This is a genomic window from Nocardioides sp., assembly GCF_051876515.1.
GTDB lineage: Bacteria > Actinomycetota > Actinomycetes > Propionibacteriales > Nocardioidaceae > Nocardioides.
In genome coordinates, this window is the sequence record NZ_JBJEHY010000218.1 from 1 (window position 1) to 22924 (window position 22924).

25 protein-coding genes are annotated in these 22924 nt (G+C 72.0%); 18 read left to right on the plus strand and 7 right to left on the minus strand.

Going from position 1 to position 22924, the window contains the following annotated elements:
• The first annotated feature begins 291 nt into the window (after positions 1–291).
• On the plus strand, positions 292–1179 hold the full coding sequence (locus tag ACI379_RS15655; protein ID WP_439793042.1) for an intradiol ring-cleavage dioxygenase: 888 nt from the start codon (positions 292–294) through the stop codon (positions 1177–1179).
• A gap of 33 nt (positions 1180–1212) precedes the next feature.
• The gene (gene hemW, locus ACI379_RS15660) at positions 1213–2424 is read left to right on the plus strand and encodes a radical SAM family heme chaperone HemW (RefSeq protein ID WP_439793043.1); all 1212 of its coding nucleotides are present in this window, start codon (positions 1213–1215) and stop codon (positions 2422–2424) included.
• 105 nt (positions 2425–2529) lie between these two features.
• On the opposite strand, the gene ACI379_RS15665 is transcribed toward hemW, so the two are convergent.
• The 3 genes from ACI379_RS15665 to ACI379_RS15675 all read right to left on the minus strand — a co-directional run bounded on the left by ACI379_RS15665 (position 2530) and on the right by ACI379_RS15675 (position 4883).
• A complete protein-coding gene (locus ACI379_RS15665) occupies positions 2530–3045 on the minus strand; it encodes a DUF4870 domain-containing protein (protein WP_439793044.1) in 516 nt (171 codons plus the stop codon).
• A 58-nt stretch (positions 3046–3103) separates the two neighbouring features.
• Complete coding sequence (locus tag ACI379_RS15670; RefSeq protein WP_439793045.1) at positions 3104–3955, minus strand: DUF3097 domain-containing protein; 852 nt, start codon at positions 3953–3955, stop codon at positions 3104–3106.
• Between the two features lie 85 nt (positions 3956–4040).
• Positions 4041–4883 (minus strand): MBL fold metallo-hydrolase, encoded by an 843-nt coding sequence (locus tag ACI379_RS15675; RefSeq protein ID WP_439793046.1) that lies wholly within the window; start codon positions 4881–4883, stop codon positions 4041–4043.
• A 76-nt stretch (positions 4884–4959) separates the two neighbouring features.
• Here ACI379_RS15675 and hrcA point away from each other — a divergent pair, with 76 nt between their 5' ends.
• The 3 genes from hrcA to ACI379_RS15690 are packed head-to-tail and all read left to right on the plus strand — an operon-like array spanning position 4960 to position 7947.
• Positions 4960–5979: a heat-inducible transcriptional repressor HrcA gene (gene hrcA / locus ACI379_RS15680; RefSeq protein WP_439793047.1), complete on the plus strand. Its 1020-nt coding sequence runs from the start codon at positions 4960–4962 to the stop codon at positions 5977–5979.
• A gap of 36 nt (positions 5980–6015) precedes the next feature.
• Entirely contained in the window at positions 6016–7197 is a 1182-nt protein-coding gene (gene dnaJ, locus ACI379_RS15685; protein ID WP_439793048.1) for a molecular chaperone DnaJ, read from the plus strand.
• A gap of 6 nt (positions 7198–7203) precedes the next feature.
• A complete protein-coding gene (locus ACI379_RS15690) occupies positions 7204–7947 on the plus strand; it encodes a 16S rRNA (uracil(1498)-N(3))-methyltransferase (protein ID WP_439793049.1) in 744 nt (247 codons plus the stop codon).
• A 180-nt stretch (positions 7948–8127) separates the two neighbouring features.
• On the opposite strand, the gene ACI379_RS15695 is transcribed toward ACI379_RS15690, so the two are convergent.
• Complete coding sequence (locus ACI379_RS15695) at positions 8128–9036, minus strand: Gmad2 immunoglobulin-like domain-containing protein (protein WP_439793050.1); 909 nt, start codon at positions 9034–9036, stop codon at positions 8128–8130.
• A gap of 20 nt (positions 9037–9056) precedes the next feature.
• Positions 9057–9533: a MerR family transcriptional regulator gene (locus tag ACI379_RS15700; RefSeq protein WP_439793051.1), complete on the minus strand. Its 477-nt coding sequence runs from the start codon at positions 9531–9533 to the stop codon at positions 9057–9059.
• Positions 9534–9560: 27 nt separating this feature from the next.
• On the opposite strand from ACI379_RS15700, the gene ACI379_RS15705 reads away from it, so the two are divergent.
• The 11 genes from ACI379_RS15705 (at position 9561) to ACI379_RS15755 (ending at position 19307) form a co-directional block, all read left to right on the plus strand.
• Positions 9561–10487 carry an NAD(P)/FAD-dependent oxidoreductase gene (locus tag ACI379_RS15705; protein WP_439793052.1) on the plus strand — a complete coding sequence of 309 codons (927 nt, stop codon included), beginning with the start codon at positions 9561–9563 and terminating at the stop codon, positions 10485–10487.
• 29 nt (positions 10488–10516) lie between these two features.
• Positions 10517–10876, plus strand: a complete 360-nt coding sequence (locus tag ACI379_RS15710) for an HIT domain-containing protein (protein ID WP_439793053.1) — start codon at positions 10517–10519, stop codon at positions 10874–10876.
• Between the two features lie 92 nt (positions 10877–10968).
• Positions 10969–12012, plus strand: a complete 1044-nt coding sequence (locus ACI379_RS15715) for a PhoH family protein (protein ID WP_439793054.1) — start codon at positions 10969–10971, stop codon at positions 12010–12012.
• The gene (gene ybeY, locus ACI379_RS15720) at positions 12009–12470 is read left to right on the plus strand and encodes an rRNA maturation RNase YbeY (protein WP_439793055.1); all 462 of its coding nucleotides are present in this window, start codon (positions 12009–12011) and stop codon (positions 12468–12470) included. The genes ACI379_RS15715 and ybeY overlap by 4 nt, the downstream gene beginning before the upstream one ends.
• 2 nt (positions 12471–12472) lie before the next feature.
• Positions 12473–13792 carry a hemolysin family protein gene (locus tag ACI379_RS15725; RefSeq protein ID WP_439793057.1) on the plus strand — a complete coding sequence of 440 codons (1320 nt, stop codon included), beginning with the start codon at positions 12473–12475 and terminating at the stop codon, positions 13790–13792.
• Positions 13785–14126: a cytidine deaminase gene (locus tag ACI379_RS15730; protein ID WP_439793058.1), complete on the plus strand. Its 342-nt coding sequence runs from the start codon at positions 13785–13787 to the stop codon at positions 14124–14126. The genes ACI379_RS15725 and ACI379_RS15730 overlap by 8 nt, the downstream gene beginning before the upstream one ends.
• Before the next feature lie 54 nt (positions 14127–14180).
• Positions 14181–15542, plus strand: a complete 1362-nt coding sequence (locus tag ACI379_RS15735; protein ID WP_439793059.1) for an FAD-binding oxidoreductase — start codon at positions 14181–14183, stop codon at positions 15540–15542.
• Positions 15539–16804: a class I SAM-dependent methyltransferase gene (locus ACI379_RS15740; protein WP_439793060.1), complete on the plus strand. Its 1266-nt coding sequence runs from the start codon at positions 15539–15541 to the stop codon at positions 16802–16804. Before ACI379_RS15735 ends, ACI379_RS15740 begins: the two co-directional genes overlap by 4 nt.
• Positions 16805–16875: 71 nt before the next feature.
• Positions 16876–17643 carry a siderophore-interacting protein gene (locus ACI379_RS15745; RefSeq protein WP_439793061.1) on the plus strand — a complete coding sequence of 256 codons (768 nt, stop codon included), beginning with the start codon at positions 16876–16878 and terminating at the stop codon, positions 17641–17643.
• A complete protein-coding gene (gene era, locus ACI379_RS15750; RefSeq protein WP_439793062.1) occupies positions 17643–18629 on the plus strand; it encodes a GTPase Era in 987 nt (328 codons plus the stop codon). Before ACI379_RS15745 ends, era begins: the two co-directional genes overlap by 1 nt.
• A gap of 168 nt (positions 18630–18797) precedes the next feature.
• On the plus strand, positions 18798–19307 hold the full coding sequence (locus ACI379_RS15755) for a GNAT family N-acetyltransferase (protein WP_439793063.1): 510 nt from the start codon (positions 18798–18800) through the stop codon (positions 19305–19307).
• A gap of 121 nt (positions 19308–19428) precedes the next feature.
• Here the strand turns inward: ACI379_RS15755 and ACI379_RS15760 are convergent, their stop codons facing one another.
• Both ACI379_RS15760 and ACI379_RS15765 read right to left on the minus strand, forming a co-directional pair.
• Positions 19429–20232, minus strand: a complete 804-nt coding sequence (locus tag ACI379_RS15760; RefSeq protein WP_439793064.1) for a septum formation family protein — start codon at positions 20230–20232, stop codon at positions 19429–19431.
• Positions 20229–20711, minus strand: a complete 483-nt coding sequence (locus ACI379_RS15765; protein WP_439793065.1) for a flavodoxin family protein — start codon at positions 20709–20711, stop codon at positions 20229–20231. Before ACI379_RS15765 ends, ACI379_RS15760 begins: the two co-directional genes overlap by 4 nt.
• 81 nt (positions 20712–20792) lie before the next feature.
• On the opposite strand from ACI379_RS15765, the gene ACI379_RS15770 reads away from it, so the two are divergent.
• Both ACI379_RS15770 and ACI379_RS15775 read left to right on the plus strand, forming a co-directional pair.
• Entirely contained in the window at positions 20793–21554 is a 762-nt protein-coding gene (locus ACI379_RS15770) for a class I SAM-dependent methyltransferase (protein ID WP_439793066.1), read from the plus strand.
• A 164-nt stretch (positions 21555–21718) separates the two neighbouring features.
• Positions 21719–22924, plus strand: a 1206-nt coding sequence (locus ACI379_RS15775; RefSeq protein WP_439793067.1) for a 2-isopropylmalate synthase, incomplete at its 3' end; no start/stop codon positions are given.

Consider the following 22924-nt stretch of genomic DNA (forward strand, 5'->3'; position numbering starts at 1 on the left):
CGAGATGAACAAGGGCCTCAACCGCTGGGAGACCATCAAGAAGTGGCGCCTGCTCGACCACGACCTCACCATCGAGTCCGGTGAGCTCACGCCGTCGATGAAGGTCAAGCGCAACGTGGTGGAGAACAACAACGCGGCGCTGATCGACGCGATGTACCAGGACTGACCGCCGCGTCGTCCCGCACGGCGCAGGAGATCCATCTCCGGCGCACAGGCGGGACACAGGCTCGGCCCCTTGAATGGGTGTCGGTGGGAGACCACCGGCACCCGTTCGGCGTTCAAGGAGCAGCGATGACCGACCACGAGCACACCAGCACCGGCGAGGTCCACGAGCACGACCTCGGCCTCGGGCACGACCTCGGCACCCTGCAACGGCGACGCTGGGCCCGGCGGGGTGTCATCGGCCTGCTCGGGGGCCTCTCGGTCGCAGCGGTGGCCGGGTGCGGCTCCGAGGAGGCGACGTCGGGTACGGGGACTCCGACGTCCGGTCCGGGTGGCCGCGGAGGGCCGCCGTCGGACGGCGGTGGCGGCGGCACCGGGGTCGAGGTCGCCGACGGCGAGATCCCCGAGGAGACGGCCGGCCCGTACCCGGGTGACGGCTCCAACGGCCCTGACGCGCTGGGGGAGAGCGGCATCGTCCGCAGCGACATCACCTCCAGCGTCGGTGAGGCGTCGGGGACCGCCGAGGGTGTTCCGCTGACCCTGCGGTTCCGTGTGTACGACCTCACCGGCGAGGAGGTGGAGGTCCTGCCCGGCGCTGCCCTGTACGCCTGGCACTGCGACCGCGAGGGAAACTACTCGATGTACGACGGGCCTGCCCAGGCGGAGAACTACCTGCGCGGGGTGCAGGGGGCGGACGCGGACGGTTGGTTGGAGTTCACCACTATCTTCCCCGGGTGCTACTCCGGACGGTGGCCGCACGTGCACTTCGAGGTGTACGAGTCGCTCGAGAAGGCCACGGGTGCGGGGAGCAAGCTGCGCACCTCGCAGCTGGCCTTCCCCGAGGACGTGTGCCGCGAGGTGTACGCCACGGACGGCTACGAGTCGTCGGTGCAGAACCTCGAGCAGGTCAGCCTGGACGCCGACATGGTCTTCGCGGACGGGCACTCGCTGCAGATGGCCTCGGTGACGGGGGCCAACGAGGACGGCTGGGTGGCCACCCTCAACGTCCCGATCTGACGACCTGGGGGCACGGGGTGGTTGTATGTCCGCGTGCCTGCGCAACCCACCGGAGAAGCTGCCCCCCTCGACGGGGCCCTGCCCGCGTCGGCGCTCGCCGGGGTGGGCTCGCGCCCGTTCGGGCTCTACGTCCACGTCCCGTTCTGCACGGTGCGCTGCGGCTACTGCGACTTCAACACCTACACCGCCGAGGAGCTGGGGGATGCCCCCGGGGCCAGCCGGGCCACGTACGCGGAGGCGGCGATCACCGAGGTCCGGCGCGCGCGTCGGGCACTCGGGGACGCCGACGTCACCATCGACACCATCTTCTTCGGCGGCGGCACGCCGACGCTGCTGTCCCCGGCCGACCTCGGCTCCATCGTCGCTGCGGCGGCCGGCGAGTTCGGCCTGGCCCACGACGTGGAGGTAACCACGGAGGCCAACCCGGACTCCGTGGCGCTGTGGGACCTGGAGGAGCTGCGCCAGGTCGGCTTCAACCGGATCAGCTTCGGCATGCAGTCGGCCGTGGACCACGTGCTGCGGGTCCTCGAGCGGACCCACGACCCGATGCGGGTCCCCGCGGTCGTGGAGTGGGCGCGTACGGCCGGGTTCGACCAGGTCAGCCTCGACCTCATCTACGGCACCCCCGGCGAGAGCCGGGAGGACTGGTCCACCACGATCGAGGCGGCGCTGGCGTGCGAGCCCGACCACGTCTCGGCGTACTCGCTGATCGTCGAGGAGGGCACCGCGCTGGCGCGCCAGGTGCGCCGCGGCGAGGTGCCCATGACCGACGACGACGACCTCGCCGACAAGTACCTGATGGCCGACGAGCGGTTCGGTGCGTTCGGGCTGACCTGGTACGAGGTGTCGAACTGGGCCAAGGACGACGCGAGCCGGTGCCGGCACAACGAGCTGTACTGGACCGGCGGGGACTGGTGGGGCGTGGGCCCCGGTGCGCACTCGCACGTCGGCGGCGTGCGCTGGTGGAACGTCAAGCACCCCGCGGCGTACGCGAACCGCCTGCAGCAGGGGGACAGCCCGGCGCAGGCGCGGGAGGTGCTCAGCTCGGACGAGCGCCGCGTCGAGCGCGTGCTGCTCGAGATCCGGCTGCGCGACGGCCTGCCGGTCTCGGCGCTGGACGCGCACGGGCGCTCCCAGGTCGCCCGGCTGGTCGACGAGGGGATGGTCGAGCTGCACACCGAGCGGCTGGTGCTGACCCAGCGCGGGCGGCTGCTGGCCGACGCCGTGGTCCGCGACCTCACCTGAGGATCGCCCCCCAGCAACGGCGACGGCCCGCCGCACCCCTCCCCGGGAGGGGAGTGCAGCGGGCCGTCGTGTCCCGCACTCAGCGGGCCGTGGCGCGGTGTGGCGTCACTTCACCATGCGGATCGTCAGCGGGTAGCGGTAGTCCTCCCCGTTGAGCGCCTTCACGCCGGCCAGGATGCTGCAGATCAGGAGCATGAGGCCGAAGACGATGATGCCGATGATGCCGACCAGCACGATGGTCAGGATCGCGCTGACGAACATGTAGATCATCATCGAGATCTGGAAGTTGAGCGCCTCGACGGCCTGCGAGCGGACCCGCGGCGACTCGGGGCCCTTGACGAGCATCACGATCAGCGGGGCCACGAAGCCCAGGATGATGCCGCCGAAGTGGCCCAGGGCGGACCAGGTGTTCTCGTCGGAGGGAGTCATGGTCCCGCCGCCGAACTGCTGCGGCTGCTGCTGGTAGCTGCCGTACGCGGGCGGCGGCGTCTGGGGAGCGCCGTACCCGGGCGGCGGGGTCTGCGGGGCGCCGTACGAGGGCGGCGGGGTCTGCGGGGCGCCGTACGACGGCGGCTGGTTGGGGTCGCCCGGCGTGGGGTCGGGCGTGTTCTGGTCACTCATTGGTGTCTCCCGTGGGTGGTGTCGCCACCTGGCGGTGGCGGGGTCGGAGGAACGGCGCTCAGGGCACCGTGACGAAGTCGATCAGCTCCTCGACGCGGCCCAGCAGGGCCGGGTCGAGGTCGGCGTAGGAGTCGACGCGGCCCAGGATGTGCTTCCACGCCCGGGCGATGTCCGCCTGGTCGCGGTGCGGCCAGCCCAGCTGCTGGCAGGTGCCCTTCTTCCAGTCGATCGACCTGGGAACGTCCGGCCAGCGCTTGATGCCGAGCCGCTCGGGCTTGACCGCCTGCCAGATGTCGATGAAGGGGTGGCCCACGATCAGGACGTGCTTGCCCACGGCGGAGCGCATGATCGACTGGGCGATCCGGCTCTCCTTGGAGCCGGGGACGAGGTGGTCCACCAGCACGCCGACGCGACGCTGTGGGCCGGGCTTGAAGTCGACGAGGTGGTCGGCGAGGTCGTCGACGCCGCCGAGGTACTCCACGACGACGCCTTCGACGCGCAGGTCGTCACCCCAGACCTTCTCCACGAGCTCGGCGTCGTGGCGGCCCTCGACGAAGATCCGGCTCGCCCGCGCGACCCGCGCCTTCGCGTCGTGGACGGCGACCGATCCGCTCGCGGTGCGGGTGGCCCGCGCCGGCGTGGGGACGCGGACGGCGGGACGGGTGAGGACGACCGGCTTGCCCTCCAGCAGGAAGCCGGGGCCCAGGGGGAAGGTGCGGCGCTTGCCGCGGCGGTCCTCCAGCGTCAGCGTGTCCAGGTCGCGGTCGATGGCCACGATCTCGCCGCACCAGTCCGTGGTGACCTCCTCGACGACCATGCCGAGGGCGGAAGGGGTCTCGGTGGCGCGGCCGCGCTTGGGCGCGCGCCAGTCGCCGGAGAGGACGTCGGTTCCGTAGCGGTCGTGGGACACCCGCGCAGGCTACGGGGGAACAGCGACAGAACTCAGTGTCCACGCCGTGGGGGAGCGGATTGCCCGGGTGAATTGCCCGGGCAGGTCAGATCAGTGGCAGCTGGCGACGCAGGTGCGGGAGGTGGTCGTAGCCGCGACGCACGGCGTGCCGCAGCCCGTCGACAGGGAAGGGCCACTCGCCGACCTCGAGCGCCTGCCCCAGCGGGACGTGCCGTTGCACCAGGTCACGGATCGTCTCGGCCACGACCCCGATCTCGGCCCGCTGGTGGGCCACGAACTCGCGGTCCACCTGGTCCCCGTGCCCGGGCACGACGACCGTCGCCGGGGTCAGCAGGCCCGTCACGAGGTCGAGGCTGACGGGCCAGTCCAGCGGGTGGCAGTCGGGGCCGTACGAAGGGGGACCGGCCTGCTCGACCAGGTCGCCGGCCACGACCACGTCGGGCTCGGGCAGTCGCACCACCACGTCGCAGCCGCTGTGCCCGGGGCCGGGGTGGACGAGCTCGGCGTACCGGTCGCCGAGGTCGAGGAAGGCGACGGAGCTGAACACGTGGTCCGGGAGGGCCTCGGGGCTGGCGAGAGCCTCGTCGCGGCGCGGGTCCTCGGCGAGGGCCTCGTCGGAGGCGACCGGGTGCGCGGCCGCCTCGACGGCCAGCGACTCGTGGCCGTGGACCGGCACGCCCGGGTACGCCTCGCGCACGGCCGCGTTGCCGAGACGGTGGTCGAAGTGGGCGTGCGTGTTGACCACGGCGTGCACGTCGCCGGCACCCAGCGCACGCACGGCGTCCACGATCTCCCGCCCCGTGGCGAGGGACGCGCCGGTGTCGACGAGCAGGATGCCGCGCTCGCTGCCGACCGCGGTGACGTTGACGTGGTGCCAGTCACTCCGAGCGACCCACACGCGCTCGGCGACCTCGAGGAAGTCGACCATGGGTGGGAGCCTAGTAGAGTTGGCACTCGGGTCAGATGAGTGCCAAGCCGTTGGCCGGGTCGAGACGGGAGACAGGATGAGCGAGCAGCGCAAGCTGGCGGTTCTCCGTGCGATCGTCGAGGACTACGTGGCCACCGAGGAGCCCGTCGGTTCCAAGGCCCTCGTGGAGCGCCACGGGCTGGGTGTCAGCCCGGCGACCGTGCGCAACGACATGGCGGTGCTGGAGGAGGAGGGCTACATCCACCAGCCGCACACCAGCGCTGGTCGGGTGCCCACCGACAAGGGCTACCGGCTGTTCGTGGACCGGCTCGCGACGCTCAAGCCGATGTCGGCCGCCGAGCGTCGTGCGATCGCCACCCTGCTCGACGAGGCGGTGGACCTCGACGACGTGGTGCAGCGCTCGGTGCGGCTGCTCAGCCAGCTCACCCGCCAGGTAGCGATCGTGCAGTACCCGACCCTGACCCGCTCCACCGTGCGCCACGTCGAGCTGGTCCAGCTGGCTCCCCAGCGCCTCATGCTGATCCTGATCCTGAGCACCGGGCGCGTCGAGCAGCGCCTCGTCGACACGGCCGCCGAGGTCTCCGAGGACGATCTCGCCGACGTGCGCCGGCGCGTCAACGCCGCGGTCGCCGGGGAGCGGATCGCGGATGCCGCCGCCGCGGTGGCCCTGCTGCCGGCGGTCGTCGGCACCGAGCTCGCCGAGGTCGTCGGCGAGGTCGTCAACGCCCTGGGTGAGGCGATGAGCGACCACCGCAGCGACCAGCGGGTCGCCGTGAGCGGTGCGGCCAACCTGGCCCGTTTCGGCGACAACTTCGACACCGCCGTACGCCCGCTGCTGGAGGCGCTGGAGGAGCACGTCGTGCTGCTCAAGCTCCTCGGCGAGTCGGCCGCCGACGCCGTGACCGTACGGATCGGCGCCGAGGGCCCGTACACGCAGCTGGCCGCGACCAGCGTGGTCGCGACCGGTTACGGCGACTCCGACCACACGCTGGGCACCTTGGGCGTGGTCGGCCCCACCCGGATGGACTACCCCGGATCGATGGCGGCGGTGCGTGCGGTCGCGCGCTACGTCTCCAGGATCCTCGACGAGGCCTGAGGGCCTCACCCGCAGAGAGCAAGGACGAAGAGCAACGTGAGTCAGGACCTCTACGAGATCCTCGGCGTCTCCCGGGACGCCGACGGCGACGCCATCAAGAAGGCGTACCGCAAGCTGGCCCGCCAGCTGCACCCCGACGTGAACCCGGACCCGGTGGCGCAGGAGAAGTTCAAGGACGTCTCCAAGGCGTACGAGGTGCTCAGTGACGCGCAGAAGCGGGCCGCGTACGACCGCGGCGGAGACCCGTTCGGTGGTGGCTTCGGGGCGGGTGCCGGCCAGGGGTTCTCGTTCACCGACATCATGGACGCCTTCTTCGGCGGCGGCGCCCCGGGCGGCCAGGGCGGTGGCCGTGGGCCGCGCTCGCGCCAGCGCCGCGGCCAGGACGCCCTGATCCGCCTCGACGTGACGCTCGCCGAGGCCGCGTTCGGCGCCACCCACGAGCTCAAGGTCGACACGGCTGTCGGGTGCGACACCTGCCACGGGTCCGGCACCGCCAACGGCTCCGAGCCCGTCACCTGCGAGACCTGCCACGGCGCCGGCGAGGTCGCGCACGTGCAGCGCTCCTTCCTCGGCGAGATCCGTACGCTGCGCCCCTGCGCGGCCTGCCGCGGGTTCGGCACGATCATCGTCGACCCGTGCCGCGAGTGCTCCGGTGACGGCCGGGTCCGCTCGCGCCGCACGCTCAACGTCAAGATCCCCGCGGGCGTCGACACCGGCACCCGGGTCCAGCTCTCCGAGCAGGGCGAGGTCGGCCCCGGCGGCGGTCCCGCCGGTGACCTGTACGTCGAGATCCACGTCGAGCCGCACCCGACGTTCACGCGGCACGGCAACGACCTGCACTGCACGGTGACGCTGCCGATGTCGGCTGCCGCCCTGGGCACCACGCTCACGCTCCCGCTGCTGGAGGCCGACGTGGCGGGCAAGGACGCCGCCGGTGACGCCGACCTGCAGACCGAGCACGTCCTGGACGTGCGTCCCGGCACCCAGTCCGGCTCCGAGCAGGTGCTGCGCGGCTTCGGCGTGCCCGGGCTGCGCGGCGGCCGTGGCGACCTGGTGGTCCAGGTGATCGTCGAGACCCCCAGCCGTCTGGACCCCCGCCAGGAGGAGCTGCTGCGCGAGTTCGCCGCGATCCGTGGCGAGGAGGCGCCGGCCGGTCAGGTGCGGGCGACCTCGAAGTCCGTCTTCGGCCGGCTGCGCGACGCGTTCCAGGGCAACTGAGGCACGATGAGCCTGCCCGTCCACGTCGTCGACGACCTCAGCGCGGCCGCCGTGGGTGGCACCGTCGAGGTCGGCGGTGACGAGGCCCACCACGCGGTGGCGGTGCGCCGCCTCGCGGTGGGGGAGCAGGTCCGGCTGACCGACGGGCGCGGCCGGGCCGTGACCGGCGCCGTCGCCAGCACCGCCAAGCGTCTGTTCACGCTGACCGTCGCCGAGGTGGAGGACTCTCCGCGCCCCGAGCCCCGGGTCACCGTCGTCCAGGCGCTGCCCAAGGGGGATCGCGGCGAGCTGTCGGTCGAGGTGCTCACCGAGGTCGGGGTCGACACGGTCGTGCCGTGGGCGGCGTCGAGGTCGGTCGCGGTCTGGCGCGGTGAGCGGGCGGTCAAGTCATACGCCAAGTGGGCCGCCACCGCACGGGAGGCGGCCAAGCAGTCACGTCGGGTCTGGCACCCGACGGTGACCCCGATGGCCAGCACCGCCGAGGTCGTGGAGCTCGTCGCCGCCGCGGACGTCGCCCTCGTCCTGCACGAGGAGGCATCCGCCCCGCTCGCCGAGGTCGAGGTGCCCGCGAGCGGCACCGTGCTGCTGGTCGTCGGTCCCGAGGGTGGGCTGGCCCCGGACGAGGTCGACGCCTTCGTCGCCGCGGGCGCCACCTCCGTACGGCTGGGCGCCGAGGTCCTGCGCACCTCCACCGCGGGCGTCGTCGCGGTGGGCGCGCTGCTGGCCCGTACGCCCCGCTGGGGAGCCTGAGCGCCCGCTGGCCGCCCACGTGGTCTCTCTCCTCCCTCCCGTGCCCTCCCGCCCCCCTCCCTTCCCCCGGGACAAGTAACGCGCAGTTATCTGCTCGAGCACACCTCAACTGCAGAGGTCTGGAGCGGATAACTGCGCGTTACTAAGGGAGGGGCGTGGTACGCCAGCGGGCGAGCGCTCTCAGCGGAGGGTGAACTCCTTGGAGTCGGTGGTGGGGCCACCGCCCTCGCCGCCGGAGGGGTCGTCGGTGCTCGCCACGAACGTGTAGGTGCCGGGGGAGAGGTCGGAGACGTCGATCGAGGCCTCCCACGGGTAGAGCTTCTCCATCCAGCCCTCTGCGGTCGCGAAGCCCTCGAGCACGACCGTGTCGCCCTGCTTCACCTGCCACGGCACGGTGCCCTCGAAGGAGCTGGCCACGCCACTGGCTTCGAGGGTGTCGCCGTCGACCGTGGCGCCCTGGGCGGGGTCGGTCACGTTGACCATCGCGAGGTACGTCATCCAGTCGCCCTGCTTGACGGGCTTGGAGACGTCGATGCCGAACAGGCGCGACGGGCCGCTCTCGCGGACGAACTGCACGGGGAGGCGCTCCTGGGCGACGCCCTGCAGGCTGTAGACCATCTGCTGGATCGCCAGGCGGGCCTCGGCCTTGCGCATCCCGTCGGGGGCCTCGGTGAACGCGTCGGCGTTGAGGGTGACCTCGATGACGCCGTCGCCCAGGGCGGCGCCGGTGACGGAGTCGCCCGGCCACAGGGTGCGGTAGTCGGGGTCGTCGGCCGAGCCGCCGGCCACGGTGAGCGCGGCCTCGGTGAGCGCGTCACCCTCGACCCGCTGGAACTCACGGAACAGCCGGGGGCCGCGCGGGGTGTCGCCGGCGAAGTACAACGGGACGGCCGCGCCCTGCGGCGTCGGCGTACCCGTGTCGTCGGTGGAGGTGGGGTCGTCGGTCGGCGACGTCGTGTCGGTCGCGGTGGACCCGGTGGGCTCGGGGTCGTCGCTGCCGGTGCTGCTCTCGCCGGTGCACGCAGCCAGAGCGAGGAGCGCTGCGACGCTCGCGAGGGTCAGGGCGCGGCTGTGACGGGTGTGTCTCATGAGTTCCACGGTAGTCGTGCTCACGAGGGGGAGGTCCGGTCGCCACGCCGGGTCGGGTGATCGTGTCCCACCGCCAGCGGAAGCCCGCGCGTGGTCCCCTCGACGATGTCAGCCACGTGGGCGCGGAACCCGGGGCACGCGGTGATGTCGTGGGCCTCGCACTCCAGGGCGTGCCGCGTGAGCAGGCGCGAGCGCTCGACCTCGGCCTGGCGGCGGTCGAGCTCGACGAGGTGCGCCTCGAGGGCCTCGCGACGTCCCTCGGTCGAGGCGTCGAGCAGCCCCCGCACCTCCTCGAGGCTCATCCCGGAGGCCTTGCTGGCCAGGATCGTGGCCACCCGGTAGGCGTCGTCCTCCCCGTACACCCGACGGCCGGCCGGGTCGCGGTCGGGGAGCAGCAGCCCCTTGTCCTCCCAGTGCCGCAGGACGTGGGTCTCCAGGTCGAACCTGGCCGCGAGCTCGCCCACCGACCAGCGGATCCGGGTGTCACTTGACTTCATGTCCACATGAAGTCACACGCTGGGGCCATGGACAAGTCCCAGACTCTCGACGTCGTCGTCATCGGCACCGGTTCGGCCGGTCTCCAGGCGGCCCTCACCCTCGGCCGTATGCACCAGCGCACGGTCGTGCTGACCTCCGGTGAGTACCGCAACGACCCCACCGGGCACATGCACAACTTCCTCGGTCACGACGGGGACGCCCCCGGCGACCTCCGCGACGCCGGCCTCGCCGACCTGGCGGCGTACGAGGACGTGGAGGTGCGGGAGGGAACGGTCGTCGCCGTCGGTGGCGCCGCGGGGGAGTTCGAGGTCGAGCTCGCTGGCGGGGAGCGGCTCCGTGCGCGGCGGGTCCTCCTCGCGACGGGGGTGCGCGACACCCTGCCCGAGGTCCCCGGGCTGGCCGAGAACTTCGGCGGGCTCGTGGCCCACTGCCCGTTCTGTCACGGGCACGAGTACGCCGGGCGCCCGGTGGGCCTGCTCGGCGTCGGGCCGCACACGCCGATGATGACCTCGATGCTGCGCCCGATCAGTGAGGAGCGGGTACTCCTGACCGACGGTGTCCCCGTCGAGGGCAGCGTACGCGGGACGCTGGGGCAGCTCGGGGTCACGCTCGTCGAGGCCCCGGTGACGGGCGTCGTCCGCGAGGGCGATGAACTCCTGGTCAGCTTCGACGGCCACGAGGACGTGCGGCTGGGCGGCATGCTCGTGAAGACCGACTGGGAGCAGACGGCCGGCTTCGTGCGGGACCTCGGCCTGGAGGTCTCCGAGTTCGGGGCCGTCCTGGTGGACGCGTTCGGGCGGACCAGCGTGCCCGGGATCTACGCCGCGGGCGACATGGCGCAGGGGCCGGGGCTGCCGATGCCGATGGCGGCGGTGCTCGTGGCGGCGTCGGGTGGGTTGCTGGCGGCGGCCGCGTGCGTCCAGGACGCGGCCGCGGAGGCGCTCGCGGTCTGAGCGGGCGCCCGCCTCGCTAGGGTGGGCCCATGAGTGCACCCGAGGCGCCGGCCGACTGCATCTTCTGCAAGATCGTGGCCGGGGAGATCCCCGCGACCGTCGTCCACGAGTCCGAGACGGCTGTGGCGTTCCGCGACCTCAACCCGCAGGCGCCCACCCACGTGCTGGTGATCCCGCGCAGCCACTACGAGAACGCGGCGGCGCTGGCCGCGGCCGAGCCGGCCACCGTCGCCGACCTCGTCGCCGCCGCCACGGCCGTGGCCGAGGCGGACGGTCTGGACGAGCAGTACCGCCTGGTGTTCAACACCGGTGCCGCCGCTGGTCAGACCGTGTTCCACGCCCACCTGCACGTGCTGGGCGGCCGTTCGATGACGTGGCCTCCCGGCTGAGCCGGACGCAATCGAGTGGGCCGTGCGGAGACCGGTCGGTAGCATGGAGGGGTTGAGAACCTCCGACGGAAGGCTCGCCCGCCCGGGCGCACATGAGTGAACTGACTGCCTCACAGCTCCAGCACACGGTCGTCGTGCCGGCCAGCATCGACATGGTGACGGTGCTCGGTCCGAGCGACGAGTTCCTCCGGGCCCTCGAGCGCAGCTTCGAGGCCCAGCTGCACGCCCGCGGCAACCGGATCACCCTGACCGGTGAGCCCGCCGAGGTCGCGATGGCCGAGCGGGCCCTCGACGAGATGGTGACGATCGTCCGCACCGGGCAGGGCCTCACCTCCGAGACGGTGGCGCGGATCGTCGGGATGCTGCGCGCCGAGAGCGCCGAGCGGCCGGCCGACGTGCTCAGCCTCAACATCCTGTCCAACCGCGGGCGCACGATCCGGCCCAAGACGCTCAACCAGAAGCAGTACGTCGACTCGATCGACGACCACACGATCACCTTCGGGGTGGGCCCCGCCGGCACCGGCAAGACGTACCTGGCCATGGCCAAGGCGGTGCAGGCTCTGCAGGCCAAGGAGGTCAACCGGATCATCCTGAGCCGTCCCGCGGTCGAGGCCGGCGAACGCCTCGGGTTCCTGCCCGGCACGCTCAGCGAGAAGATCGACCCCTACCTGCGGCCCCTGTACGACGCGCTGCACGACATGGTCGACCCGGACACGATCCCCAAGCTGCTGGCCGCCGGCACCATCGAGGTGGCGCCGCTGGCGTTCCTGCGCGGCCGCTCGCTCAACGACTCCTTCATCATCCTCGACGAGGCGCAGAACACGACGCCGGAGCAGATGAAGATGTTCCTGACCCGTCTCGGGTTCGGCTCCAAGATCGTGGTCACCGGGGACACCAGCCAGGTCGACCTGCCCCGCGGCACCACGTCGGGGCTGCGCGTGGTCGAGGGGATCCTCGACGGGGTGGAGGACATCGCGTTCTGCCGCCTGACCGCCGGCGACGTGGTGCGTCACCGCCTGGTGGGCCAGATCGTGGCCGCCTACGACCAGTTCGACGCGGACGCTGAGTCCGCGAAGGCGCGCCGCGCACGCGAGCGCGCCGAGCAGAGCGATTCCGAGAAGGGGAACCAGCCGTGAGCATCGAGGTCCTCAACGAGTCCGAGCAGCCCCTCGACGTGCACCGGCTCTCGCAGCTGGCCCGCTTCGTCATGGATGAGATGCGCGTGCACCCGCTGGCCGAGCTGTGCATCAAGGCCGTCGACGAGGCCACGATCGCCGAGCTCAACGAGAAGTGGATGGAGAAGGAGGGCCCGACCGACGTGCTGGCCTTCCCGATGGACGAGCTGCGCCCCGGCCAGGTCGGCGAGGAGCCCGAGGAGGGCGTCCTGGGCGACCTGGTCCTGTGCCCGGTGGTGGCCGAGCGCCAGGGCGCCGAGGCCGGTCACGGCCGCGAGGGCGAGCTCGACCTGCTCACCGTCCACGGCATCCTCCACCTGCTCGGGTACGACCACGCCGAGCCCGAGGAGCACAAGGAGATGTTCGGCCTGCAAGCCGAGCTGCTGGGGCGCTGGGCCACGGCTCGGACCGCCGGCTGAGCATGGCCGTCGAAGCCTCCTGGCCGCTCGGTGCGGCCGTGGTGCTGATCGCCGGTGCGGGTGTCTTCTCCGCCGTCGACGCGGCCATCAGCGGCTTCTCCCGGGCCCGCGCGGCCGAGCTGCGCGACCAGGGCCGACCCGGTGCGGCCGGCCTGGTCGCCGTGCTCGCCGAGCCGGCCCGCTACCTCAACACGGTCCTGCTGCTGAGGCTGCTGCTCGAGACCGCCGCGATCGTGCTGCTCACGCTCTGGTTCCACGACCTGTACGACGGCAACTTCTGGCGCGCCTTCGCGACCACCACCGGCGTGATGCTCCTGGTGTCGTTCGTCGTGGTCGGTGTTTCCCCGCGCACCCTGGGCCGCCAGCACGAGACGGTCGCGCTGTACTCGGCGGGGCCGCTGCGCGTGATCACCTCCGTGCTGGGGCCGGTGCCGCAGCTGCTCATCCTCATCGGCAACGCGCTGACGCCCGGCAAGGGGTTCGACGAGGGGCCGTTCAACTCCGAGACCGAGCTGCGCGAGATGGTCGACCTGGCCGAGGCGTCCTCGCTGATCGAGTCCGGTGAGCGCAAGATGCTGCACTCGGTGTTCGAGCTGGGCGACACGATCGTGCGTGAGGTGATGGTGCCGCGCAACGACATCGTCTACATCGAGCGCCACAAGAACCTGCGCCAGGCGATGTCGCTGTTCCTGCGCTCGGGCTACTCCCGCGTCCCGGTGGTGGGGGAGAACCTCGACGACGTGATCGGCATGGCGTACCTCAAGGACGTCGTGCAGCGCGACTTCGACGCTCCCGACGTGGAGCTCGTCCAGCAGGTCGAGGAGGTCATGCGCCCGGTGCACCACGTGCCCGACTCCAAGCCGGTCGACGCCCTGCTCAGCGAGCTGCAGGCGCGGCGCCAGCACATCGCGGTCGTCATCGACGAGTACGGCGGCACCGCCGGTCTGGTCACGATCGAGGACGTGCTGGAGGAGATCGTCGGTGAGATCACCGACGAGTACGACGAGGAGGAGACCGAGGTGACCCACCTCGAGAACGGCGCCATCCGTGTCTCCTCCCGCTATCCCGTGGACGACCTCGACGAGATCGTCGGTGTCGTCGTCCACGACGAGGACGTCGACAGCGTCGGCGGCCTGATGGCCAAGCACCTGGGCCGCGTACCGCTGCCCGGCGCCGTGGTGGAGGCCCACGGTCTGCGCTTCGAGGCGGAGCGGGTCCGCGGACGCCGCAACCAGATCGACACGGTGCTGGTCCAGCCGGTCACCGAGGACAGGGCGGCAACGGCCGCGAACGACGACGAGAGTGAGCACGACGATGAGTGAGCTGTCCGCCGAGGACGCCAAGCTGGTGACCCTGGCCCGGGCCACCCGCGCCCGGGTGGGTGCCGCCCAGGGCGCGGCCGTCCGCGACCAGGACGGTCGCACGTACGCGGCTGCGACGGTGGACCTGCCGTCGTTGCAGGTCAGCGCCCTGGACGTGTGCGTCGCGATGGCGATCTCCTCGGGCTCGACCTCGCTCGAGGCGGCCGTCGTGCTGGGGGAGGGACTGGACTCCTCCGAGCCCGCGCTGGACGGTGCCCGGGACTTCACGGGTGCCGGGGTGAGCGTCCACCTGGGCGACCCGCGCGGCGCCGTGCAGCGCACCGTCACCACCTGATCCTGCGACGGATCGGGGGCTGACGAACCCTGCCCCGATCGCTAACGTGGGGGCGTGCCCACGGTCGGCTGGCAGCAGCACCACGAGGGCGTGACGAGGCTCCGGGAGTCCTTCGCCGCGCTGCCGGCGGGTGCCCCGGTGCGCCTGGCCAAGCGCACCTCCAACCTGTTCCGCGGGCGTGCCGAGCACTCCGCTGGCCTCGACGTCTCGGGCCTGACCGGCGTGATCGAGGTGCGCGGCGACGTCGCCGAGGTGCAGGGGATGTGCACGTACGAGGACCTCGCCGCGGTGACGTTGGCGCACGGCCGCATCCCGTACGTCGTGCCGCAGCTGCGGACGATCACCCTCGGCGGCGCGGTCACGGGGCTCGGCATCGAGTCCACCAGCTTCCGGCACGGGCTGCCGCACGAGTCGGTGCGGGAGATGGACGTCTTCACCGGCGCCGGGGAGGTCCTCACGGTCCGGCCCGGCGACCCGCTCTTCGACGCGTTCCCCAACTCCTACGGCTCGCTGGGCTACGCCACCCGGCTGCAGATCGACCTCGAACCGGTGCCGGGGTACGTCCGGCTGCACCACGTCCCCTTCTCCGACGTGCACGCGCTCACCGACGCCGTGGCCGAGATCGTCGAGACCGGTCGGTGGCGCGGGGAGCGGGTCGACGGCCTCGACGGGGTGGCGTTCTCCCCGCACGAGCTGTACCTGACCGTGGCGCGCTGGACCGACGAGTCCGGGCCCACTTCCGACTACGCGGGACAGCAGGTCTACTACCGCTCCCTGCAGCAGCTCCGCACCGACCTGCTCACCGTCGAGGACTACCTGTGGCGCTGGGACACCGACTGGTTCTGGTGCTCGCGCGCGTTCGGCGCCCAGAACCCGTGGGTGCGCCGGGTGTGGCCGCGTCGGCTGCGGCGCTCGGACGTGTACTGGAAGCTCGTCGCCCTCGACCGCAGGTACGGGATCGCCGACCGCCTCGACACCTGGCGCGGCCGACCGGTGGCCGAGCGGGTGGTGCAGGACGTCGAGGTCGAGATCAGTCGGCTCCCCGAGTTCCTCGACTGGTTCGACGCGGAGATCGGGATGCGCCCGGTGTGGCTGTGCCCGCTGCGCCTGCGCCGCCACGACAGCGACCAGCCGTGGCCGGGCTACCCGCTGCGGGCCGGCACGACCTACGTCAACGTGGGGTTCTGGGGCGGTGTCCCGGTGGGGCCGGAGCGCGGCACCAGCCCGCGCAACCGGGCGATCGAGGCCAAGGTCGACGAGCTGGGCGGCCACAAGTCGCTGTACTCGGAGGCCTTCTACGACCCGGACACGTTCCGGCGGCTCTACGGCACCGACAACCTCGCGGTCCTCAAGAGCAAGCACGACCCCGACGACCGACTCGACAACCTGTACGACAAGGTGGTGCACGCACGATGACAAGGACGATCGCCGCAGCCGTGGCCGGACTGCTCAGGGACGAGCCCCCGATCCGCTTCTCCGCGTACGACGGGAGTGCCGTCGGACCTGCCGACGCACAGTTCGGGCTCGAGATCGTCAACGAGCGCGGTCTGGCGTACCTGGTTACCGCCCCCGGCGACCTGGGGATGGCGCGGGCGTACGTGTCGGGGGACCTGCTGCTGCACGGCGTGCACCCCGGGGACCCGTACCCAGCCCTGGCGGTGCTCAAGGACCACCTCCGGTTCCGGCTTCCGGCGCCGAGCGAGGCCGTCGAGATCCTGCGCAGCGTCGGGCTCTCGCAGCTGCGTCCGCCCTCCCCGCCGCCGGAGGAGTCGCTGCCGCGCTGGCGCCGGGTCGTGGAGGGTCTGCGCCACTCGATGGGGCGCGACGCGGAGGCGATCAGCCACCACTACGACGTGTCCAACCGCTTCTACGAGCACGTCCTGGGGCCCTCGATGGCCTACACGTGCGCCTTGTACGAGACCCCGGACGCCACCTTGGAGGAGGCGCAGTTCGCCAAGTTCGACCTGATCGCCCGCAAGCTCGCCCCGCAACCGGGGCAGCGGCTCCTCGACGTCGGGTGCGGGTGGGGGACGATGGTCCGGCACGCGGCCCGCGAGTACGGCGTCAAGGCGCTCGGGGTAACGCTGTCGCTGGAGCAGGCCACGTGGGCCAAGGAGGCGATCGACCGCGAGGGTCTCGGGGACCTGGCCGAGGTGCGGCACATGGACTACCGCGACGTGGTGGAGGGCGACTTCGACGCGGTCAGCTCGATCGGCCTGACCGAGCACATCGGCGTCCGCAACTACCCGGCCTACTTCGGGACCCTGCGGGACCGCCTCCGTCCCGGAGGGCGGCTGCTCAACCACTGCATCACCCGCCGCGACAACGTGCCGCGGTCCACGGGCGCCTTCATCGACCGGTACGTCTTCCCCGACGGCGAGCTGATCGGGTCGGGCAGCATCGTCTCGGCCGTGCAGGACGCCGGGATGGAGGTCCACCACACCGAGAACCTGCGCCAGCACTACGCGCTCACCCTGGCCGGCTGGAACCGCAACCTGGTCGAGCACTGGGACGAGTGCGTGGCGGAGGCGGGCCTGGGCACCGCACGCGTCTGGGGCCTGTACATCGCCGGCTCGCGGGTCGGTTTCGAGCGCGGCGAGATCGAGCTGCACCACGTCCTGGCGACACGCGCTGCCCAGGACGGGCCGGCCGGCTTCCCGATGCGCCCCGACTGGTGAGGCCCCCCGCTGCTTGAGCTTGTCGAAACCAGGAAGAGGCACCGCGGCCCTGTCGTCGTTAGCCTTGTCCGGTGAGCACGCGTGCGTCCCAGTTCAGCGCCCAGGTCGTGGCCCGCGAGCAGGTCTCCGACCACCTCGTCCGGCTCGTCCTGGGTGGTCTCGACGACTTCGTCTCCACGGGCGTGGCCGACGAGTGGGTGGGCCTGGTGGTGCCGGGCCAGTTCCAGAGCCGCTACTACACGGTGCGCCGCTTCGCCGACGGTCAGCTGACGCTCGACGTCGTCGTGCACGACGTCGGGCTGGTCACCGAGTGGGCCAAGGGTGAGTGCGTGGGCGACACGGTCACCGTCACCGAGCCCAAGGCCTCCTTCACGCCGCCCGGGGACAGCACGTGGCTGCTCCTGGTGGGGGACCTCACCGCCATGCCGGCCATCGCGCGGATCTGCGAGACGCACCCCGACCTGGACGTCAGGGTGTGGGCGGAGACGCCGGACGACCTGACCGGCTACCTCCCCGACGGACCGCAGGTCACCTGGCTGGCGCCGCCCGGCCCCGGCGCCAGCGCGCTCGCCGAGGTCGTGGAGGGCATCGAGTGGCCCGAGGGGCCCGGCTACTTCTGGATGGCCGGCGAGTCGGCGCAGATGCGCGCGATCCGCAAGCACCTCATGCGTGACCGCAAGCTCGCCAGCGACGCGTACGACGTGATGGGGTACTGGCGCGGGGTGGCCCGGCGCCAGCCGCGGGCCGTGGACCCGGGGCCGATCTACGCCGCTGGCAAGGCGGCCGGCAAGACCGACCAGGAGATCTGGGCGGACTACGACGCGGCACAGGAGAGCTGATGAGCGAGCACGACAAGGACTTCGACGTCACCGGGATCGCTCCGGCCGGTCCACTGCACGGACTGCGTCAGGACGGCTTCCGCAGCGGGTTCGTCTCGTTCGTGGGCCGCCCCAACGCGGGCAAGTCGACCCTGACCAACGCCCTGGTGGGCACCAAGGTCGTCATCACCTCCTCCAAGCCCCAGACGACCCGTACGGTCGTGCGAGGCATCGTCCACCGCGACGACGCCCAGCTCGTCCTGGTCGACACCCCCGGACTGCACCGGCCGCGGACCCTGCTGGGGGAGCGCCTCAACGACCTGGTCATGACGACGTGGGCCGAGGTCGACGTGGTCGCCGTCTGCTTCCCGGCCAACGAGAAGATCGGTCCCGGGGACCGGTTCATCGTCAACGAGCTCGGCAAGGTGCGTCGCACCGTCAAGATCGCCGTGGTCACCAAGACCGACCTGGTCACCCCGGAGCGGCTGGCCGAGCACCTGCTCGACGTCGCCCGCCTGGGCGAGGAGACGAGCACGACGTGGGCCGAGGTGGTCCCGGTGTCGGCCGTCTCGGGCGACCAGGTCACGCTGCTCGCCGACATCCTGGTCGGGATGATGCCGGAGGGGCCGCCGCTCTACCCGGACGGTGACCTGACCGACGCCCCGGAGGAGACGATCGTCGCGGAGTTCATCCGCGAGGCGACCCTCGAGGGTGTGCGTGACGAGCTGCCCCACTCCATCGCGGTGGTCGTGGAGGAGATGAACCTGCGCGAGGACCGGCCCGAGGACAAGCCGCTGCTCGACGTCTACGCCAACGTCTACGTCGAGCGGGACTCCCAGAAGGGGATCCTCATCGGGCACAAGGGCTCGCGGCTGCGCCAGGTCGGCACCGCGGCACGCAAGCAGATCGAGGCCTTCCTGGGCACACCGGTCTACCTCGACCTGCACGTCAAGGTGGCCAAGGACTGGCAGCGCGACCCGCGCCAGCTCCGCAAGCTCGGCTTCTGAACCGCCTGACGAGACGGACCCGACCGACCTCTTGTCGCTCCCGACGGCCTGAGGAACACTCGGTGGCGTGAGGCACGTCACAACCGGGTGGGTTGTCGTACGGAGGGTTCCCGCGCGTCCGGGGCCCGCTTCTCCCGCGAGAGGTGGTGACCGTACGTGGGCCTGGCGGTGAGCGTCGTCGACCGGGCGGACCGTTGGGAGGGCCGCCGGTTGTGGCCGGTCTACCGTGACGTCTTCGGCGAGTGCGGACCGTTGCCCGGCTCCGGTCCGGTGGACGAGGAGTGGCGTGACCAGGTCTGGGACCGGTTGCGGACACAGCCCGGTTTCCGGCTCGCCCGGGCCCACCTGGACCGGTCCTTGGTCGGGTTCGCGTACGGCTGCACCAGCCGGCTGCCCCACGCCCACGTGGTCGGCGACGGGCAGCCACCGCTCGCGGAGCGGTTCGAGGTCGTACGGGTCGGTGTCCTGCCCGAGCACCGGGGCCGCGGGGTGGGCGCCGCGCTGGTCCGCGCGGTCACCGAGCACCTGCCGCACGAGGAGTGGGTGCTCGACGCGCCCGGCGACGACACCGATCCCGCGCGCGGCTTCTGGAGCGCCCTGGGGTGGGCGGTGGTGGGTCAGGGGAGCCGGGCCGGGACGGTCCTGATGGGCCGCAGCACCCTCAGTCCGGAGAAGTGAGCGCGGCGCGGCCGGGGCTTCCCAGCCGCAGGGCCGCCTGGTAGCCCAGCTGGTACCTCGTCTTGGCCCCCAGCCGCAGCTGGAGGTCGGAGATCGCCACGGGCCCACGGGTGGACCTCTCTCAGGTGCTCACCGGCACCCAGCACAGCCCGTACCGGCGCCCGGACCGCCACTGCTCGCGCGTGGGGCGCTCCTGGGCCCAGCGGTAGTTGAGCGGGTCCTCGGCGTGGTCCAGCGCTGCGTCGCTGCACGCCTCGTCGAGGACCGCGTCCGCGGCCTCGGCCGACGGGTACGCCTCGCCGGTGAGGTCGACGCTGGAGACCGCGCGCCACGCGTGCCTGCTGCCGCAGGTCACCCGGGCGAACGCCTTGGTGCCGGGAGCCGAGGTGCTGCACATGTGCACGGACTCATCGGTCGCGATGCCAGCAGACCGTCGGGGGAGCCGCATCAGCTTCTCGGGGCCGGCCACCACGACCAGGTCGCACCGGAACCAGTCGGCTCCCAGCGCCGCCTGCTCCAACGAGGGGGTGAACCAGATCGGCTGCACCATCGTGAGCCGCAGCGCCTGCTCGTCCGCACCGGCGTGCCGCCGCAGCCGGGTGGTGCAGACCTCGGCCACGCGGGCCTGGACGGCCGGCGAGTCGACCTGGTCCAGCTCGCGGGGACGCAGGGAGCCGACGTGGAAGGTCTCGGAGGTGTGCCGGGCGCCGCACCGGACCTCGGTCGAGTCCGGGACGGGCGCCAGCGCGTCCTCCCAGCTCAGCCGGTGGCACTGCCCCGTCCGAGGCGCCGGGTCCGGCTCCGGGGGAGCGGTGGGCGTCGGGGCGGACGTCGAGTCCTTCTCGCCGGGATCGTCGCCGACGCTGCACCCCGTCACCGCAAGCAGTGCCGCGACGAGGCAGACGACCAGCCGGTGCCGCCTCACGAGACCACCGCGCCGAGGGTCGCGCCGAGCTCGGTCGCCGCCGCCAGCGCAGCCTCGTCGACGTCGCCCATCACCTCGAGCACGGGCGCGGCCTGGCGCCACGGCAGCGCCTGGACGATCGACTGGACCGCCCGGACTGCGCCGGTCGTGTCGTACCGGCCGTGCACGCACAGGCCGTACGCCTTGCGTGCGCCGGCCGCCGGTGCCCCCTGGCCGTCGTCGCCGAGGGCGCCCCCGATCTGGAGGAAGGTGGAGTCGAAGAAGTGCTTGAGCGCCCCCGACATGTAGCCGAAGTTGGCGGGGGTCAGCAGGACGATCCCGTCGGCGTTCAGCACGTCGTCGGCCGTGGCCTCCAGCGCTGCCGCGACGTGCACCTCGACGTCGGACAGGGCCTCGTCGCCGGCACCGGCGAGCACCGCGTCGGTGAGGGCGCGTACGGCGGCGGTGGGCGAGTGGTGCACCACGAGCAGTCGAGGCATGGTTCGAGCCTAGGTGACCCGTATGAGGGATGTCCCCGCGCATCCCTTGGGGTCGGACCGGACCGGGCGTACGGTCGAAGGATGGCCTTCGACATGGCAGGAGGGGCGTACGACCGGTTCATGGGTCGCTACTCCACGCCGCTCGGCGTCCGGCTGTCCGACTGGGTGGGCGTCGTGGCCGGCGAGCGGGCGCTCGACGTGGGGTGCGGCACGGGCGCCTGGACAAAGGATCTGGTGCGCCGGCTCGGGGCGGAGCGGGTGAGCGCCGTCGATCCGTCCGCGTCGTTCGTGCAGGCGTGCCGCGAGCATCTGCCCGGACTGGACGTGCGTCTGGGGGTGGCTGGCGCGCTCCCGTTCGAGGACCAGGCGTTCGACCTCACCGGCGCCAACCTCGTGGCCCACTTCATGCCGGATCCCGTCGCGGGCGTCCGGGAGATGGCCCGGGTGACGCGTCCCGGCTGCTGGGTCGCCGCGACCGTGTGGGACCTGGCGGGTCGGCGTGCCCCGATGGCTCCGATCTGGCGCGGTCTGTCGGCCCTGGGACCGGCGCGGGACGAGGAGCCGGGCAGTGGGGCCGGCGCCCCGGGCGGGTTGGTCAGGATCTTCACCGCCGCCGGCCTCGAGCAGGTGGAGGAGGCGGAGCTCGCGGTGACCGTCGTCCACCCGAGCTTCGAGGAGTGGTGGGAGCCGCACCTGCACGGCGTGGGGCCGGTGGGGGAGACGATCGCCGCGCTCGACCCGGCCGAGCGGGTACGGCTCGAGAGGGCCTGTCGCGACCTGCTGGGGGACGGACCGTTCGAGATCACCGCGGTGGCCTTCGCCGCCCGTGGGCGCGCCTCCTGACGGGACCGGTACCTCCACCTGCGCCGGGCCGCGCTACCATGAGGGAGTCATGATGCGCGTTCTTCTCCTTCGCTGCCGCAACGAGGCCTGATCCAGCCGGCCCCCTCGTTGCGGAGTGCGCGTGTGCGCCCGGCGATCAGAACCGCCACAGCAGCGAGGATTCCATGACCAACCTGAGCAACACCGCCAACAACCAGCAGCCCAGCCCCATGCCGTTCGGGCGCTACGAGGCCTTCGTCCCGGTGGACCTGCCGGACCGCACGTGGCCCACGAAGAAGATCACCCACGCACCGCGGTGGCTCTCCACCGACCTGCGCGACGGCAACCAGGCGCTGATCGACCCGATGACGCCGGCCCGCAAGCTGAAGATGTTCGAGCTGCTGGTGGCCATGGGCTACAAGGAGATCGAGGTCGGTTTCCCCAGCGCGAGCCAGACGGACTTCGACTTCGTCCGTGCGCTGATCGAGGAGGACCGCGTCCCCGACGACGTCCAGATCTCGGTCCTGACCCAGGCCCGCGAGGACCTGATCGAGCGGACCGCGGAGTCCCTGGCGGGCGCCGCCCGGGCCACGATCCACATGTACAACGCGACCGCGCCGCTGTTCCAGCGCGTCGTCTTCGGCGTCACCCCCGACGAGTGCATCGACATCGCCACCCGGGGCACCGAGATGGTGATGAAGTACGCCGAGAAGCACCTGGCCCCGATCGTCGGGACCGAGGACTTCGGCTACCAGTACAGCCCGGAGATCTTCACCCAGTCCGACACCGACTTCGCCCTGGCCGTGTGCGAGGCCGTCTCGGACGTGTGGCAGCCCGAGGCCGGCCGCGAGATCATCCTCAACCTGCCGGCGACCGTCGAGATGTCGACGCCCAACACCTACGCCGACCAGATCGAGTACTTCGGTCGCGGGCTGACCCGCCGCGAGCACTCGGCGATCAGCCTGCACCCGCACAACGACCGCGGGACCGCCGTGGCCGCCACCGAGCTGGGCCTGATGGCCGGTGCCGACCGCGTCGAGGGCTGCCTGTTCGGTCACGGCGAGCGCACCGGCAACGTGGACCTGGTCACCCTGGGCATGAACCTGTTCAGCCAGGGCATCGACCCGCAGGTCGACTTCTCCGACATCGACGAGGTGCGCCGCACGGTCGAGTACTGCACCGGCCTGCCCGTGCACCCGCGCCACCCGTACGCCGGCGACCTGGTCTACACGGCCTTCTCCGGCTCCCACCAGGACGCGATCAAGAAGGGCCTGGAGGACCTGGAGCGTCGGGCCACCGAGCGTGGCATCTCGGTCCGCGACATCGAGTGGGAGGCGCCGTACCTGCCGATCGACCCCAAGGACGTCGGTCGTTCGTACGAGGCCGTGATC

Coding starts and splice junctions, on each gene's coding strand:
- ACI379_RS15655 (WP_439793042.1), top strand. CDS start 292: ATGACCGACCACGAGCACACCAGCACCGGCGAGGTCCACGAGCACGAC.
- ACI379_RS15665 (WP_439793044.1), bottom strand. CDS start 3,045: ATGAGTGACCAGAACACGCCCGACCCCACGCCGGGCGACCCCAACCAG.
- ACI379_RS15675 (WP_439793046.1), bottom strand. CDS start 4,883: ATGGTCGACTTCCTCGAGGTCGCCGAGCGCGTGTGGGTCGCTCGGAGT.
- hrcA (WP_439793047.1), top strand. CDS start 4,960: ATGAGCGAGCAGCGCAAGCTGGCGGTTCTCCGTGCGATCGTCGAGGAC.
- ACI379_RS15690 (WP_439793049.1), top strand. CDS start 7,204: ATGAGCCTGCCCGTCCACGTCGTCGACGACCTCAGCGCGGCCGCCGTG.
- ACI379_RS15695 (WP_439793050.1), bottom strand. CDS start 9,036: ATGAGACACACCCGTCACAGCCGCGCCCTGACCCTCGCGAGCGTCGCA.
- ACI379_RS15700 (WP_439793051.1), bottom strand. CDS start 9,533: ATGAAGTCAAGTGACACCCGGATCCGCTGGTCGGTGGGCGAGCTCGCG.
- ACI379_RS15705 (WP_439793052.1), top strand. CDS start 9,561: ATGGACAAGTCCCAGACTCTCGACGTCGTCGTCATCGGCACCGGTTCG.
- ACI379_RS15710 (WP_439793053.1), top strand. CDS start 10,517: ATGAGTGCACCCGAGGCGCCGGCCGACTGCATCTTCTGCAAGATCGTG.
- ACI379_RS15715 (WP_439793054.1), top strand. CDS start 10,969: ATGAGTGAACTGACTGCCTCACAGCTCCAGCACACGGTCGTCGTGCCG.
- ACI379_RS15725 (WP_439793057.1), top strand. CDS start 12,473: ATGGCCGTCGAAGCCTCCTGGCCGCTCGGTGCGGCCGTGGTGCTGATC.
- ACI379_RS15730 (WP_439793058.1), top strand. CDS start 13,785: ATGAGTGAGCTGTCCGCCGAGGACGCCAAGCTGGTGACCCTGGCCCGG.
- ACI379_RS15740 (WP_439793060.1), top strand. CDS start 15,539: ATGACAAGGACGATCGCCGCAGCCGTGGCCGGACTGCTCAGGGACGAG.
- era (WP_439793062.1), top strand. CDS start 17,643: ATGAGCGAGCACGACAAGGACTTCGACGTCACCGGGATCGCTCCGGCC.
- ACI379_RS15765 (WP_439793065.1), bottom strand. CDS start 20,711: ATGCCTCGACTGCTCGTGGTGCACCACTCGCCCACCGCCGCCGTACGC.
- ACI379_RS15770 (WP_439793066.1), top strand. CDS start 20,793: ATGGCCTTCGACATGGCAGGAGGGGCGTACGACCGGTTCATGGGTCGC.